12 protein-coding genes and 1 pseudogene are annotated in these 17668 nt (G+C 39.5%); 4 read left to right on the top strand and 9 right to left on the bottom strand.

Features of this window, described 5'->3' with window-relative positions; translation table 11 throughout:
* Positions 1-99: 99 nt before the first annotated feature.
* The 4 genes from QYT14_RS03460 to QYT14_RS03445 form a co-directional block, all read right to left on the bottom strand.
* Complete coding sequence (locus QYT14_RS03460; RefSeq protein WP_288325202.1) at positions 100-1563, bottom strand: cytochrome C biosynthesis protein; 1464 nt, start codon at positions 1561-1563, stop codon at positions 100-102.
* 11 nt (positions 1564-1574) lie between these two features.
* Positions 1575-3050 (bottom strand): DUF6057 family protein, encoded by a 1476-nt coding sequence (locus QYT14_RS03455; RefSeq protein WP_288325203.1) that lies wholly within the window; start codon positions 3048-3050, stop codon positions 1575-1577.
* Between the two features lie 75 nt (positions 3051-3125).
* Positions 3126-4754 carry a RagB/SusD family nutrient uptake outer membrane protein gene (locus QYT14_RS03450; RefSeq protein ID WP_288325204.1) on the bottom strand — a complete coding sequence of 543 codons (1629 nt, stop codon included), beginning with the start codon at positions 4752-4754 and terminating at the stop codon, positions 3126-3128.
* Positions 4755-4770: 16 nt separating this feature from the next.
* The gene (locus QYT14_RS03445; protein ID WP_288325219.1) at positions 4771-7725 is read right to left on the bottom strand and encodes a TonB-dependent receptor; all 2955 of its coding nucleotides are present in this window, start codon (positions 7723-7725) and stop codon (positions 4771-4773) included.
* 575 nt (positions 7726-8300) lie between these two features.
* Between QYT14_RS03445 and QYT14_RS03440 the strand changes: the two are divergent.
* A pseudogene (locus tag QYT14_RS03440) lies at positions 8301-9737 on the top strand (RagB/SusD family nutrient uptake outer membrane protein); the annotation flags it as partial.
* A gap of 207 nt (positions 9738-9944) precedes the next feature.
* On the opposite strand, the gene QYT14_RS03435 reads toward QYT14_RS03440, so the two are convergent.
* The 5 genes from QYT14_RS03435 to QYT14_RS03415 form a co-directional block, all read right to left on the bottom strand.
* Positions 9945-10313 (bottom strand): YccF domain-containing protein, encoded by a 369-nt coding sequence (locus QYT14_RS03435; RefSeq protein ID WP_237038361.1) that lies wholly within the window; start codon positions 10311-10313, stop codon positions 9945-9947.
* Positions 10314-10331: 18 nt separating this feature from the next.
* Positions 10332-11591, bottom strand: a complete 1260-nt coding sequence (locus QYT14_RS03430) for an ABC transporter permease (RefSeq protein WP_237038362.1) — start codon at positions 11589-11591, stop codon at positions 10332-10334.
* Positions 11592-11597: 6 nt separating this feature from the next.
* Positions 11598-12905, bottom strand: a complete 1308-nt coding sequence (locus QYT14_RS03425) for an ABC transporter permease (RefSeq protein WP_288325205.1) — start codon at positions 12903-12905, stop codon at positions 11598-11600.
* A gap of 151 nt (positions 12906-13056) precedes the next feature.
* The gene (locus tag QYT14_RS03420; RefSeq protein ID WP_288325206.1) at positions 13057-13947 is read right to left on the bottom strand and encodes a glycoside hydrolase family 25 protein; all 891 of its coding nucleotides are present in this window, start codon (positions 13945-13947) and stop codon (positions 13057-13059) included.
* 120 nt (positions 13948-14067) lie between these two features.
* Entirely contained in the window at positions 14068-15711 is a 1644-nt protein-coding gene (locus QYT14_RS03415) for a diphosphate--fructose-6-phosphate 1-phosphotransferase (RefSeq protein ID WP_288325207.1), read from the bottom strand.
* Positions 15712-15862: 151 nt separating this feature from the next.
* On the opposite strand from QYT14_RS03415, the gene QYT14_RS03410 reads away from it, so the two are divergent.
* From QYT14_RS03410 to QYT14_RS03400, 3 genes are all read left to right on the top strand, one after another.
* Positions 15863-16111 (top strand): hypothetical protein, encoded by a 249-nt coding sequence (locus tag QYT14_RS03410; RefSeq protein WP_237038366.1) that lies wholly within the window; start codon positions 15863-15865, stop codon positions 16109-16111.
* Positions 16112-16125: 14 nt separating this feature from the next.
* Positions 16126-16683 (top strand): lysophospholipid acyltransferase family protein, encoded by a 558-nt coding sequence (locus tag QYT14_RS03405; RefSeq protein WP_237038367.1) that lies wholly within the window; start codon positions 16126-16128, stop codon positions 16681-16683.
* A 165-nt stretch (positions 16684-16848) separates the two neighbouring features.
* Positions 16849-17481 carry a hypothetical protein gene (locus QYT14_RS03400; protein ID WP_237038368.1) on the top strand — a complete coding sequence of 211 codons (633 nt, stop codon included), beginning with the start codon at positions 16849-16851 and terminating at the stop codon, positions 17479-17481.
* Positions 17482-17668 lie beyond the last annotated feature (187 nt).

The following is a 17668-nucleotide window of genomic DNA, read 5'->3' as shown; positions in this document are numbered from 1 at the left end:
AACCAATTGATTAGCAACCACTTATTTTGTTAATACAATATTAACTAACACACGTCTTTATTAAGATAATATTTTATATATTTTCCTTAAAACGGACAGTTAATTTTTTATTTTGGTCTGATGTATCGGTTGAGCTATTGTTTTCAACAACTTTTTGCCAGTCCTTACAGGTGCCTTGATTAATTCCGGTAAGTTATAAGTATATGTAAAGGTATCATAAAAATCGGGATTCTTCTGAGGCAGCAGGAAAGGCTTGCCAAAATGTCCTGTTTCGGAATCAAAATACGCAAAAAACGGACGGGCCCACAAACCATCCAGACGTTTGCTACTGAAAACCAGCCATCGCCCCGTCGAAGACCAAGTATGAAAACTATCTACATTGTCACTATTCACTTCCGTGATATTCCGTACATCACCTGTAGCCAGGTCAAGCAGATACAAATCACTTTCAGGATGCCAGATGGAGAAATTACCGTAATCAGACTGAGTAAATACAAGGAACCTGCCATCCGGTGAAATTCTCGGAAAGGAAACGCTCTTATGGAGTGCCGACGCCTTATAGACACATTCCAATGTATGCAGTTTGGAATGCTCCGCATCAAAATGTATACGGTATAAATCATACCGGATGCTATCCAAAGGCATCCCTTGACGGTATCCTTCTGCACGACAGAAATAAATCTGCTTTCCATCCGGACTCCAGGTCGGAAAAGTCTCCATATACTGTTCACCATAAACCAACGAGTCGGTAAAAGCTTCGTGAGTCTGCACATCATAAACCATCAGGTCGGCAGCCAAATCAGACACCTCTATAGGTTTCCGTCCGGAAGAATGGAAAAACTGCTGTATCTCATTGGCAGAAAAGGCAATATATTTACCGGAAGGATGCCAGGCGGGATAAGTGGCACCATGCGTGTATTCCTCAGGTTTGGGATTAACCTTCTCAATCTCACCATTCAGGGAAATCAAAGTGCCTCCCTGTTTGCCGCGTACATGAACCATCATTGTATCGGGAGAGTTCCGGTTAAACGTATGGCAGTTAATACATTGCTTCCCAAAATCCCTGTTTTCCGCAATGGGAGTCTGCCCATACGTTGTCAGGTCACGCTGATAAATCCCCATCTCGTTCCAAAGCTCATATCCGGGATAAAGCAGACGATACGCCAAAAAAGGATCTATTTCATGAGCAGATATACTATTTTGAATATCGGCATAACGCATCCATCTGCCATGCTGTTTAACCGTGATTCTAAAATATATTTTTTTGCCGGCAGCTTTTTCCAGCAAGGCCTTCCACTTTTTTTCCGGTATGCGGACTACCGGTTCGTCATCCTGAATCAGCATGTAGCGGCTTTCTTCCCCACATCCTATTTCCGTCTGGAAAGCCTCCCCTTCCTCTTGGATTCTAAAGTTAGGAGGAGCGATATTCATAGGGAAAGTTACATCCGTATAATCAGGATAAACCAATGGTAACCGATCACTCATGCTTTCTGCCTGATGATATTGTGTACATCCGGACAGAAAAACAAGTAATGTATAGTAAAGCAGATTCTGTATTCTCATATAATTTTCCATTAATTAGCTATCACCTTATTGCCATAAGGACTGATATAATTCAAATAAAACCAATATGTATTTCCAAACTCCTTCTGCAAAGTGCCCCACTGCTTGCTTTGCACAAGGCCATAATATCGTTTAAACCGATCTTCCGTTGCCGGTCTTATCTTTATCCCTACCTTTGAAAACTCTTCCTCGCCAACACCTAATTTATAAATATAAAGAGCCTCTTCATAAATGCGAGGAAGTTCCGTATAAGAAAAATGCGACATCAATTTCAAGTTATCCACAAAACGAACCACATGGTTACTCAGTAATAAATTACTCATTAAATACTCAAAAGCCATTTTGTTGGTGCTGTCATTCTCACATAAATATTGCAATTCCGGCCCTATATTCAAGACATTGGCAAACCGTGCCGGAGTATCCACCTTTCCATCCAATGCGTTTCTCAGCCCGGGAACCTTCCCCCCATTTACCAATGACTCAAGCTCCAATGCTGCTTCCCGATAAAAAAGAGATTGTTTTAGCTTATTAATAAAGCGTTGTGCCACTAGCGGGCGGTGGTTTACAATGTTATACCGTGCCAAATTTATCAGGTGGGGGGCTGTCTCTCCCCATACCACCATCGACTCAAACTCCCAGCGTTGTGCTTCATTGATATATCCCAACTCCTCATAGAGAATATGTCCGTATTCACTCTCACGACTGTCACTGTTCCATGGGAAATAGAGGCCCTTAACTCCCTGTTTTTGTGGATAATCCAACAAACGATAAGGCAGCTGACCTGTATGATAAAGTGCTAAATGATGAAAATAAGAAATAAGCTGGTTGCTGCGTCCGGTCATTAAATATCCGTTAGTATATTCCAATACTTTCTCCCATTCACCGGATTTGACTAACTGTTCTGTTTTCAACATGATACGTTCGCTGCGATTATAAGAATGGATAAAATGATAAAAGCCATACCCTGTATAACCAGCTAAACAAATAGCGGATAAAACAAAACGTATATATTTATTAGAAATACGAGGTATATTAAAGAAAGGAAAAAGAGAATAGTAATATTGGAGAAGAAACAGTATAACATATAAAAGAAATAATAACAAGAATCCACCTGTTACTACAGACAATGAATGATCTGCACTCATCGTATAAAAGAAAAAAGATAGAGAAGGAATAAGAGATAATTGAAGCAAATCATTCTTTCCACTAAGTATTTTTATAATCCTGTTTACAAACCAATAAATCAAAGTAAGCATTAATGCTAAAATGGCACTTCCCAAACTGGGAATATAAAAGAATTGGATGATAAAATTAGTTAGATAACCTAACCAACCCTCAGACTGGATACATTGGTGAAAATAAAGGTTGGAAAAAAGGAAAAGGTGGTGTTCCTCATGATAGAAAACTATATGTGACAACACCCCTTGATAGCATATGTAGTAGAGGAGAAATAATACTCCCATCAAAATATAGGTCAACCGTTTCATAAGTATATATTAAAAGCAAGTGAGGACATTTATTCTTGCCAATGCCCTCACTTATTTCATTAATCAGATATCATATTAATATCCGGGGTTTTGAGTCAAACCAGGATTCAAATTGATTTCTGCTTGGGGAACAGGATAAATATAATTGTGATCCTGATATTTGCTGCCAGACAACTCAATGTTCTCTCCTTCATACAGAATACAAATTTGTCCACCATCATTCGGATCAGCATCAGGTGATTCCACCAATTTATATTTTAATCCTAAGAATGGAGCATTCAGCACCTCTTTAGCAATTCCCCAACGGCGGATATCCCATTGACGCTTGCCACCTTCGAGTGCAAATTCTACACGCCATTCATTACGGATACGTTGACGAAGCTCATCTTGAGTGCCACAATAAGTAGGTTTACTTGCATCTGAATTTTGAAGAATAGGCATACCTACACGCTTACGAACCTGATTAACCGCATCAAATGCTTCGCTACTCAATCCGTGCAGTTCGTTCATTGCTTCAGCATAAGTAAGCAATACCTCTGCATAACGTATTACAACAGCATCTTTACCCATATCCCAACCTGCAGAACTTGGGTCAATACTTGGATCCAACCATTTCTGTAGATAGTATCCGGTAGCCGTTGCGTCACCATGCTGAGCAATACCTGTCGGATAACAAGATTTCAAAGGAGCAACTTTAATTGTTTCGCCATATAACACTTCTCCGTCATGTAATACATCAACTTCCAAGCGCGGGTCACGATTGGCAAACGGATTCTTTTCATCATAAATCTTAGATTTGCTGATAGGAGCACCTTCAATATCCTCAAAAGCATCAACCAAACTCTGGGTAGGGTTGATACCACCCCATCCTTTTGTCGGAAATGCTTCCCAACCAATCAGATACCAAGAGTTTTCCGCCTCTTTAAACTGTTTTACCAAAATGAATTCTTTACAACCATCAGCTTTCTCCCAAAAGAGTTCTTCATATTTGCCGGTATTATCTTTATCATACAATTCATAAAGTCCTAAGTCCATGACTTTCTTTGAATTATCTGCAGCTATCTGCCAATCACCATAATACAAAGCAGCACGTGCTTTCATGGCCATTGCTGCACCTTTTGTCACACGTCCGTATTCAGAATCCGGCCATTCGGTTGGCAAAAGTTCAATGGCTTTATCAAAATCTTCCATTACTTTTGCATAAACCTCAGCTCTAGGAGCACGAGTAATACCTTCCTGATCTGATAACTCTAACGGTTTCTCAATGTAAGGAACATCACCAAAAGTACGAATCAAATCAAAATATTGGAAAGCGCGGAAGAAATAAGTCTGTCCTAATACTTTGTTTTTTTCGGCCTGATCATAATTAGGTATTTCATCTATTTTACTTAATATCAAATTAGCTTGTCTGATATTTGCATAATTTCCACTCCAAGACATATCCTGAGGGTCGTAAATACCTTTCGATACATTACCGGCAGCCCATTTGATACCATGAACAGCATTATCCGAGTTAATATCATCATCTACATCCCAGTATGGTAATCCCCCATACAAGTCTGAAACAATCATTTCTGCATCATTTGCAGTTTTCCAAAAACTTCCATCCGAGAGTTCCTCCAATGGATAACGATCCAAGTCAACACAGGAGGTAAATCCCAATAAAACAGTTGAAGCAAGGATATATAAATAGTTCTTTTTCATATTTCGTTGATAAGTATTAGAATGAAACTTTAAGTCCTAAAGAAATTTTCTTCACGTTAGAATAAAATGCACCGCGAGTATCGGACGGCGACTCAGGATCTAAGCCGTCTAAGCCTGAGAAGGTCAACAAGTTTTCACCTGATACAAATACTTTCGCTTTTTCAACACCTATTTTAGTTAAAAGGCTCTTAGGTAGGTTGTATCCTAATGAAATGTTCTTTAAACGTACATAAGAAGCATCTTCCAACCAGAATGAAGAAGTAGCAAAGTTAGTTTGTGAACTTCTTGTCAAACGTGGATAGCTCGCATTATGATTTTCGGGTGTCCAACGATCCAAGTGTCTCTTTAGCACCTTACCACTATTATAAAATGCATAAGAAGCCTCACCGGTATAATAAGCATCTACATCAAATGCACCTTGCCATAACATAGATAAATCAAAATCTTTGTAATATACGGCAAGATTCAAACCACCTGTCCAACTTGGGAAATTCTTACCGATAACTGTTTGGTCGGCAGCATCAATTTTACCATTACCGTCTCTATCTACATATTTAATATCTCCCAGTTTTTCACTTCCCAAACGCTTAGGATAGTTCTTCAATTCATCTTCGGTATTGAAATATCCGTTAGCTACATATCCATAGAAAGAACCGATAGGATAACCTTCCAAACGCCAATACTTGCCATTGTCCGGGTCAACACCTTCTGTACCGTTCATGTCAGTAATCTCGTTCTTCACATAAGCCACATTGAAATTAATTGCATAGCTCCAATCTTTGTTGATACTGTTATTATGGAAAATGCTCAAGTCAAAACCGGTATTTTCTACACTACCTGCATTCTGAGCAGGGGCATCCATACCAATCACTCCTTGAATCGGCAAATACAGCAACATATCATTTGTTTTTTTCTTGTATAAAGAAAGTTCAAATCCAACTTTATTATTCAAGAAACCGGCTTCCAATCCCAATTCATAGTTAGTAACCGTAGCCCATTGCAAGTTGGTATTTACGTAACGTGATTCGTAAGCAGTAGAATACAAAGTATTACCAAACATATATTTTCCGTAAGCATAAGTAGCTATAGCCGGATAAATATCATCACTCTTCAACTCTTCATTACCGGTTCTACCCCAACCAAGGCGTAACTTCAAATTGCTTAACCAATCCAAGTTGTCTTTAACGAATGCTTCTTCAGAAACTCTCCATCCTGCAGAGAAAGCAGGGAACACACCCCAACGATTATCTTTAGGGAAGCGAGATGAAGCATCTGTACGAAGATTGGCCTCAAACAAATACTTATTTTCATAATCATACTGGATACGTCCAAAATAAGATTGACGACCTGTATCATAACCACCGTCTTTATTTGTTTGTGATGATGCATCAAGAGTATTCAATGATTCACTCAATTCATCATTACCTCCACCTGTACGTTTGGTTTCTGTATATCTATATGTATAATCAACCTGTTCAAAACCAGCTAAGACACCAATACTATGTTTACCAAAAGTTTTATTATAGTTAACCAATACCTGACTAGTATACCAATTCCAATTGTAATAATTATGTTCACCTTCACGCTTACCAGAGTCAAAGTTTCCATAACTCCAATGTTTCTTGAATTTACGAATGTCTCGGTAATCGTGTCTTAATGAATATACTCCTTTGATACTCAAACCTTCAATAGGAGTAATATTAATATAAGCTGTCGCATTCAATTGTTGGTCAAGCTGACGATAAAGTCCCGTTTTACCTTGCTGTGCAACAGGATTCGCTAAACCTGAATAATTATAATTGCCATCTCCGTCATAAATACTGATTGTTGGGGAAATACGGTTCGCATATTGTAACAAAGAACCGAATCCTTCGTATTCATCATTATTTAAGCCACGATATGCAGAAGCATTCAGACCTACACTTACCCATTTGGCTACTTTTGAATCTATATTTACACGTCCATTATAACGTTCATAGTTCTTTTCCTGCGAAAGGCCATCTTGATACAAGTAACCTAAAGAAGCCATATAGCTAGTATTTTCTGAACCTCCATTGATAGACAAACTATGTTGAGTTTCCATTGCACTACCTTTCATAACTTCATTATACCAATCAGTATTCGGATGACCGATAGGATCTGAGCCATCACGGAATTTCTGAATGTCTTCGTCTGTATACGGAACCACAGCTTTGGGGTTTTCATTAAGTGTTGCTTCATTATATAAGATAGCATAATCTGCAGAGCCCAAGAAATCCAAAGTTGCTGTCGGACTTGACCAAGATACAGTTCCCGAATAACTAACGCGTGCTTTTTGTCCTTTCTTACCCTTTTTAGTGGTAATTACAATAACACCATTGGCGGCCTGCACACCATAAATGGCAGATGAAGCAGCATCTTTCAATACAGAAAGAGATTCAATATCCTGCGGATCAATATTATTCATACTGCCGGGGATACCATCAACAATAACCAACGGACTTGCCGCATTAATTGAATTCTTACCACGAATAGTAATGGTACCTGTCTGTGCACCCGGTGCACCTGAAGTTTGAATAGCAGTTACACCAGGCATTTGTCCTGCCATAGCTGCAGAAACACTGGCAACAGAGCGAGATTCTAGAGCTTCTGCATTGATAGAAGCAACAGAACCAGTCAGGTTTGCCTTTTTCTGCACACCATAACCTACTACAACTACTTCATCCAAAGTTTGACTGTCTTCTTTCAAGACCACATTGATTGGCTGGCCATTAAATTTAATTTCTTGAGTAAGGTAACCTACATAGGAAACCACAAGAGTGCTTCCTTTAGGTACTCCACTTAAGGTAAAATCACCATCGATACCGGTAATAGTACCATTGGTTGTACCTTTTACTACTACGGATGCACCAATTACAGTTTCACCTGTGGCATCCTTTACAATTCCTTTACAGGTTTCGGTCTGCTGTTCAATAGCATTTGAACTTGCCATTGCAGGAGCAGAAACAGCGTTCATGCTTCCTGTAGATGCAGCCATAAGGAATAGCAGCATACTGACCGACTTGACTCTCTTTAACATAAAGTATTAATTTAAAGATAATAAATAAGTTACTACCAACGTAGTTCTTCTAGAACTATCGCTGTCTATAAATCATTGATAATCAATACTAACATTAAATGAGTTCATCGTTTATTCATGCTGTAAGTAACAATAAATGAGAAAAAAAGACATGATTTCTACCGATTATCTATTCGCTTTTATTAATCTCCCTATCATTATATTACTGTTTATAACGGTTTTACATGGATATTCATATACATATTGTAGGTAAAAAAGAGTTTTATATATTATCATTATATTACTAAAATTCTACCAACTAAATAGTTAAGTCTCTTTAGAGTCGTTCTTTAATTAAATGTTTTTAGCGTTTGATTGTTAAATCACACGGAAAAACAAAGATTATTTTCAAAAATGATTGTTCTTTTTTAAAAATATTATATATTTGCGCCATTAATCTAAATCATATTGAAAAACATAGTTCTAGAAGAACTTATCCTTTTAGAGCTCTTCTATATTTAGACTGCGGTTCCGACATAGGTTATAATAATTTTTCATGGGAAGGATGGCGTCCTTGGGGCGACGGTTCTTTATCCAGTGGTAACACAGGTGCTTCTTTCTATGACTTTGCCATTATCCGCCGTTGTAATACAGTGTTAGAAAACATCGACAATGTAGAATTCACTACTGCAGGTAAGAAAGAAGAACTAATAGCAGAAGCCAAAGCCATCCGTGCCTATAGATATTTCATTATGAACTGGTGGTATGGCGGTGTACCCATCATCGGTTCTTATACTACGGCCGAAGAAGCACAGGTACCGCGTAATACGGAAGCAGAAGTACGCGAACAAATTGCACAGGACTTGGACGATGCACTTACAGCCATCAACACCACTCCGGCAGCACGCGGACGTATTGCCAAAGGAGCTGTTTTGGCTACTAAAATGCGCGAAGCACTGTATTACGGTGACTGGCAGAAAGCAAAAGATGCAGCTCAGGCTATTATCGATTTAAAACAATACGAATTGGATTCCGATTATGAGAACTTATTCAAACTGACAGGTATAGATTCTAAAGAAATCATTCTGGCAGATCAACGCCTTGAAAGTGTCTTTGGACTGGGCGTTATCGGTCAAATGTATAATAATGAGGATGCAGGATGGTCTTCAATTGTTCCGACACAGAACTTGGTCGACATGTATGAAATGGACAATGGCTTGACAAAAGAAGAAGCTGCAGACTATTATGATGCCAAACATCCTTTTGCCAATCGTGACCCGCGTATGGATATGACTATCCTTTATCCCGGACAAGAATGGAGAGGAGCAATATTAAATACATTGGATGAAAAGATGACTGATGGAACAAAGAACAAAAACTTCCCTACCTACACGGACAATGCCTCAAAAACAGCTTTAACATGGGCTAAATATCTAGATCCATACGAACAATATTCTAATATTTGGAATACAGCTGCCTGTGTTATCGTATTCCGTTATGCAGAAGTACTGTTAAGTTGGGCAGAAGCCGAAAACGAATTAAACGGCCCATCAGACCAGGTGTACAACTATATCGACCAGATTCGTGAACGCGTAGGTATGCCTAAAGTAGTCAGAACAAAATATGACACTCAGGATAAATTACGTGAGTTAATCCGTCGTGAGCGTTGCGTAGAATTTGCAGGTGAAGGTTTGCGCCGTGCAGATATCCTGCGTTGGAAAGATGCCAGTGGCAAGATGTTGGCAGAAACTTTAATGAACGGTGATTTAAAACGTATTACCGGTACTATCAATTATAGTGAAACCGATCCTTACAAACGTGCAGAAGTTACAGGAACAGCAACAATTGAACCACGTAAGTTTGCTCCGAAGAACCGTTATTTACCATTCTCTCAAACTGATGTACTTGATAAGAATCCGAACATCAAACAGAATCCCGGATATTAATCTATCATAACAGAAAAAAATAACATTCATAATAAAAGGGAGTGTGCCAAAACTAAACCGGTCTATCCCATCGTCAGCTGTAGGGGCAGGGGTTGCCTGCCCGAAGACACAAAGCAAACTGTTTTCGGGCGAGCGAACCTCGCCCCTACGAACTTAACGACAGTATTATTCACATTTTGACACACTCTTTTTCTATGACAGCACGACTTAAACTATCTCTTTTCCGAAAGGAGTAAGTGCCAATCCTGCTAACTTGAAATGTTGCAAACCAAATGGAATACCGATAATGGTGATGCATAATAACAGTCCGAAAGCCAAATGGGACAAACTTATCCAGATACCTCCTACCAATATCCAAAGTATATTCATCAAAACACTCAAACAACCGTCACCGCCGGGACAGCTACGCACTTGCATACCAAACGGACAAAGTGCCAGAACAGACAGCTTCAAAGTCTGTAAACCAAAAGGAATACCGACAATGGTAACCATCAACAACAGGCTGGCTATAATGTATTCTATGCAAATAAACAGCCCGCCCAAAACAATCCACAATATATTCATTACTACATTCATACGGCAAATATAAAAACATTATTCATCTTTCAGTGCTTCCACAGGAGATATTTTACTGATATTATAAGCTGGTATCCATACCCCAATCCATGTTACCGCCATCATAACAAGATACACAATCACCGACACTATCAAAAAATGAATTGCAAAATGATTAGTAATATAACGCATATTATCACTAGGTGCCATACTCGACAACACATAAAATCCATCTTTCAGCACCCATTGGAAATAAAAAAGACAACCTATCAGTACTGCTATTGTGGTCAACACACCGGCTTCACCCAACAATAAAAGACGAATACGTCTGGGAGATGCCCCATAAGACAGCCTTACTCCCATTTCCTCCCGACGTGTACGGGTACTCAACCAAAATGTCCCGCTGACCCCTAAAAACAAGTTCACCAGAAAAAAATAACAAAGGGCATATTTAATACGAATCTCACTGGTAGCCCCCTCTTTCAGGTCACTCTGTTCACGTACTTTACTGAAAGGTTCAATCTTGCTGACAAACAATCTTCCCACTGCCAAATACTCTTCCATCCAAGGAATAAATTCCTCTATGAAGCGAGTTTCCACTACTCCGGGTTTTGTACGGGCAAAGACAATCAAGCCTCCATCGTAAGCCCATGACGGAATGCCGTCGGTATGTGCATTGAGACGGAGATAATAAGGCTGCATACAATTTTTCATTTTGACCGGTTGCATCAATGCCACTACCTTCAGAGGAATACTATCTCTCACATAAACCACACCTCCGGTCAAATCTTTATCGGGCGAAAGGCAAGCGGCGGCATCTGAAGTCATCAAGATACTGTTCACTGTATATTCGGCATTTTCAAGGCTTTCCCACGTACCGTCTTTAGCCGAACGTATGCGCCAGGTTTGAAAGAAATCGGTGTGCGGAACAAAATTCATAAAGGCGACACGGACACTCATTGTATCCAAAGTAAGATTATTGAAACTGTTTCCACGCGAACAAGGATAATGGTTATTGAGTACATAAGTGGCCGACTCGATTTGTTCATGGCTTCGGAGCCGTTCCATCAATTGCCGGAAATCTTCCGGGCGGATCTCTTCATCGGAAGGAACCACAGAAAGCTGAAGCCTGTACAATCCGTCCGCCTCATATCCGTCAGGAATCGACTTGTTATAGAAAATAACAAATAAAGGATCGACCACCATCCAGCATACAATGGTAATGACAATCAACTCCAACAATATCCATACATTACGCTTACGCGAGTTCCAAAGGTTTCTAAATATATGATGCAACATAACCTCTTATTTTTGTTTATTAATGGAATACACAATATCTTTTCGCAGAGAAAGATACGCCGGGATAACGGCTGAAAGCAAATTTATCACCACACATATCAGAAAGGTCACTATAAACAGAACAGGATTGAACAGCATTTGGGGAGTTATGCTCACGCCTACCCCATCAGGTAATGCCGCTACGTTGTCGTCCAGCAAAGTAAGCAACCAATTTTTAGACAATAGCACCATCCCATAAGATATAACCAACCCCAAACAACCGCCAATAACAGTCAAGATTAGATTCTCCCAGATTATTTGTGAAAACAATACATGAGACGTTGCTCCAAATGCTTTTCTCACTCCTATCTCGGGCAAACGTTTTTCCATCCGTCCCGATATCATACCTGATAAGTTCAATGCCGGCACTAACAACAGCATCAGCAGAATAACCCCTATCTGACGGAAAATCTTCATAAAATCCAAATCCGTCATAGAGTCCACACGGAATAATGTTTTCCAGTAAGCGTAAGGCTGTCCGTGCCAAAGCAGTTTATAACCATCATGAGAAATAGCATTAAACTTTCGGGTAAATTCATCGACTTGGGCTTTTATGCCACCAAAATCAGAAGACGAATGTGCCAAGATGACTACTTCATAAGCACCTAGCGCATCGTATTGATTATACTTATCATACCCTGGAAAACAAGTATATGGAATCCATACCTGTGCATAACTCAGTTCCGTGGCATAACTGGGTGTCTTGACTACTCCGCATATTTTGTACTCCACAAAATCTATAGTAAGATACTTTCCCACAACCTTCGAAGTATTAAAAATCCGTTGCGCCACTTCCTCTGAAATGACAATGTGATGAATGCCGCTGGCAAAATCGGATTCGCTAAACGGAACTCCATCTATAAAGTGAAAGTCGAAAACCTTCCAAAAGGCAACATCGACTGCTTTTTGTACGACCGGTATGCGATGTTTGGAAGAAGGCAACTGAGCATAACCATCTCCTGCCACATAGGTTCCTATAGCCGAAACTGCCTCTGTACCTTTCAGATTATAAAAAAAGTCTTTCACTATATGGTAGGCTATCAAACCGGTCGAATTATAACTGGGATCATCGACATTCTGCATATGCACGTCCGATATGACCATCATCCGCGAACGATTAGTTTCCGGATAAATCCCTGCTACCTTTATATAATAGATAACGACTAATAACATGACCATCGATATGGCTAATCCGGTTCCAAGTATATAGAAACCACTGAACAATGGATTCTGCCTGATTAAGTGAAGAGCTTGATTAAAATACTTTCTTATCATAATATGCACATAATTGATTCACTTTCTCAAAACAAAGTATGTGCCACAGCAATATCGTTTTGATAATCAAAACGATACATTTAAAGCCAATGTCCGAAAACGGACACTTTACGTAAAATCGAACAAATGCCACATTCTTTTATGAGATGCCTCAACGAATAGTCATGCATTTCAATTCCTCCAGTGAGCCATTGAATATGTTCAAATCTACTTTTTCCCTAATACCGGGAAGTGTACCCACATCTGTATGCTGCCAGAATTTCCAATTACCTTTATATTCCACCGAATCGACATAATAATGAGCAATCCAATAAGGATAAGAATCAAATATAGAATCATTGAGGTAGCGAGTCTTGAATTTATAAGAAGTGTAAAGGATAGGCTTCACTTTATAATGTCTCTCTATTCTATCCAGCCATATTTTTAAATCCCGACGAAGAGTTCGGGCGTCATCTCCACGTTTTTCAATATCGAGTACGGGAGGCAAATCACCCGCATCCAGCTTTACGGAATTGATAAAGAAATCAGCTTGACGAACCGGATCTGTTTTCGGATTATAGAAATGATAAGCCCCTCGAATAAACCCATAAACCTTGGCTGAATCAAAATTTGCCTGAAAAACACGATCACCATAATCTCCGCCTTCGGAAGCTTTCATAAAGATGAAATGAATAGGGAATTGACTTTGGCGGGTCTGCGTCAGCCGTTGCCAGTCAATATTTCCCTGATAATGGGATATATCAATACCATGAATATGAAAACCGGCCGGCATACACACACCGTATGCTTTCAAGCCATAACAAGGTTTCCAACGGTAAGAATAAGGACGGATAAAGAAATAGAAGAAAGCACTTAAAAACACAACGGTAATCACCCCCATCAGGATATAATAAAGCCAAGTTGGAATTTCCCATTTCTTGATAACCTTCTTTTTATGGGGCGAAGCACCTTTTTTCCGCGGTTTGCGCGGAGAAGAAGAAGATTTCCGGGAAGTCGTCTTGCGTGGTTTGTTCACCACCGATATGGGCGGTTGCTTACTCATTTAGTGTTGATATATACCGAATTATTTAAAGCAAGGGCGAACTGAATTCCCCCGAAAACACACCATAAAGTGTATTCGAGCGAAAACACCTCGCCCCTACAGTATTAATATTTCTATAAATTATTTACCTTGTTCCAACTGCAGAGTCTTAGTCGGCTCGTCACAAACTTCTGTAGGACCGAAGTACTGGATAGGACCCGGATATACATAGTCTGTTTCAGCAGCCCACTTGTCACGCTGTGAAGCGAACTTCTTGAAAGGAGCACCGTCCAGTTTCACCAAGGCTTTCTGGATAACCGGTTTCATTTCGCCATGACGACGTTCCATATTCATCATCATTGTGATAGGCACACCACCTGCAATCCATTCTGCTGCAGGAGCTGTCGTGTTGCGAACTGAAGACATATAACCGGTCTTACCGTTAGCAATCAACATAGATGCAGTGTAACCCAATGAATAGCAATAGTCAGCATCGAAGTTTGACGGAGCAGCGCAACGTCCTTCGTAACCGAAGAAGTGGTGCTGAGCAGCAAACTTACCAACATACTTGCCTTCTTCTTTCCACTGTGCCAACTTAGTAGCCACCATTTCAGACAACAGTTTTTCTGTTTCAATCAATGATACCTGTACGTTTCCGTGCGGGTCACGGTCTAATGACAACTGACGGGCAACACCTTCGGGCAGTGAAGCATAGATAGCCGAGTTTTCTTTAGACAACTTAGAAATGATATATTCACGTTGATGAGATTTCTTAATCAAAGCAAATTCCGCAGCATTAGCAGCCAGGAAGTCGTTCAATTCAGCAATCAGTCTCTTCATGGCAGGAATAAACTCTACCAAACCTTCAGGAATCAATACTGTACCGAAGTTGTTACCCTGAGCAGCACGGTCGGCTACAATCTGAGCGATGTAAGTTACTACATCATCCAAAGACATATCTTTAGCTTCAACTTCTTCAGAAATGATACATACGTTAGGCTGAACCTGCAAAGCACATTCCAAAGCGATGTGAGAAGCCGAACGTCCCATCAATTTAATGAAGTGCCAGTATTTACGTGCAGAGTTACAGTCACGCTGGATGTTACCGATAACTTCGGCATAAGTCTTACAAGCAGTATCGAAACCGAAAGAAGTTTCAATCATTTCGTTCTTCAAGTCACCATCGATAGTTTTCGGACAACCGATTACCTGTACGCCACAATTCTTAGCAGCATAATATTCTGCCAATACGCAAGCGTTGGTGTTAGAGTCATCACCACCGATGATTACCAATGCCTTAATGCCCAGTTCTTTGATAATTTCCAAACCTTTATCAAACTGTTCTTCTTTTTCCAGTTTGGTACGTCCCGAACCGATAATATCAAAACCACCGGTATTGCGGTATTCGTCAATGATATCAGCAGTCAGCTCCATGTAGTTATGGTCAACCAAACCACCGGGGCCCAAGATGAAACCAAACAATTTACTGTCTTTGTTCAGCGCCTTAATACCGTCGAACAAACCTGAAATCACATTGTGTCCGCCGGGAGCCTGTCCACCGGACAAAATTACACCTACATTGATAGCAGGCAGATTAACAGCTTCGCCTTCAACGAACTGTATCAACGGCATTCCGTATGTGTTAGGGAACAATGCTTTGATAGCTTCCTGGTCAGCTACAGACTGTGTAGGTTCACCTTCCTTAACTTTAACTGCGCCTTTCAACGCTTTAGGAAGTTTGGGCTGATAAGCAGCTCTGGCAATTTGTAATGCACTTTTAGTCATATTCTATTATTCTATTTAAAGGTGTATAAACTCATTTAGAAATCACGTGCAAATTTCGCTCTTTTTTCGCAAATATGAAAACGTATACAAATAAAAATGCTAACTTTACCGCGAAATTAGATTTTTGTATTAACTTAAAAACATTACAATTATGGCAAGTAGAAGAAATTTAAAGAAAAAAATAACCTATATAGCAAGTGATTTATTTTTTGCTACCCTGATGGAAGGTGTTAACCGTGAAGCTGTTATCCATGCAATACACAATGTATTGGCATTGATTCCACGTATCAGCCACACCGAACCGGGCAATGTAAAAGGTTTCTATAAGAAACTGCACGAAGACCTGGACAAAGAAATAAAAATAGTGGCAGACGAAATGGATAAGGCATCAAAAGCATAACACTGATAAAAAGAATGAAGAAAGCTATTTGTAGTTTTATCTACTACAAACTATTGGGGTGGAAGACCAAAGTCTCTGTTCCCGATTATGACAAATACATTATTTGTGCAGCCCCGCATACCACCAATTGGGATTTGTTTATCGGCAAATTATTCATGGGAGCAATTGGTCGCGAGACAGGCTTCATGATGAAAAAAGACTGGTTTTTTTGGCCTTTAGGCCCCATCTTCCGTTGGATGGGGGGAATTCCGGTAGACCGCAGCCGCAAAACTTCATTAGTAGACCAAATGATTAACATTGCCAAATCAAGCAAGAAATTTCATTTGGCCATTACTCCAGAAGGCACACGCAAAGCAAATCCGAACTGGAAAAAAGGTTTTTATTACATTGCTCAAGGAGCCGGTTTGCCCATCATATTAGTAGGTATAGATTACGAAAAGAAATGTATCACTGCTGAAAAGGTGATTCACCCAAGCGGGGATTTAGAGAAAGATATGCGTGATATTAAATTGTATTATAAGAATTTCAAAGGAAAACATCCCGAAAATTTCAGTATCGGAAAAGTAGAATAATCTTTTCTCTTCTAAAAAAGAACGTACCACAATGACATGAATGGCATATTTCATAGTAATTGTGGTACGTTTTTATAATAACACTAAAAAAAACTCTGTTCAGAATTTACAATACAATAACTTTTACTACATTTACACCCACATAACACTTCATGAACAGGACAAATGGACAGAAAGTTTTTTCTTATTGCAATTCTTGCAGCTGCTTGCCACTTAGGTTCCCAAGCACAAAGCTACCTTCCTCTGAAAAACAGTTTTTCATTCGGAAGCGGTATTGCCGGAGGTATTTCGAATAGCAAAGGAGACTATATGGATATTACAAACAATCCTGTATGTTATAATCTGAGTGCAGAATTTAGACATTATTACACACCGACTGTAGGTTTAGGAATCTCTTATGATTATATAGGCAGCAGCAAGTATAAAAGTAAAATGTACAGCCACTATATTGCGCCCACTTTAACCTTTCGTGGTCTATGGGCAAACGGAAAACAAGGCTTTTGGGGTTCGGGAGGTATGGGCTATCTCCATTATAATGATGAATTATACAGTAAACAGTATGGAAACAGCACTTTCAGTAAAGGTTATTTCGCTATTTCTTTGACTTTAGGATATGAATTTGCAGTGGCTCCCGGCATCGCAATGCAGATAAAAGGTGGCATGATTATGGCCGACTGGCATGCCAATCCGGACTATACTCCTAAATGGAACAGAGATGATCCCAATGTATATCAAAGTATTTTTGATAACAACCTAAGTTATTTTTCTATAGGGTTAGGATTTATATTTGGCAAATAAAGGAGTCCATTTTTTATTTGCCGCGTTTAAAGGAAGTGCATGAATAATAACAGCAGTAAACTTTTTCCTAAATCTGTAAGAAAAAGCTTAGTGGTGACTTCATACTTCCATCCTTCAAATCATCATTTTCAATCCTCACATCCTTTGTACAAAGCAAGCGAAAACGAGGTTTTTCGTGATACAAAGC

This window comes from uncultured Phocaeicola sp. (genome assembly GCF_948499155.1).
Lineage (GTDB): Bacteria > Bacteroidota > Bacteroidia > Bacteroidales > Bacteroidaceae > Phocaeicola > Phocaeicola faecalis.
This window is presented reverse-complemented; position numbering and strand designations above follow the sequence as displayed.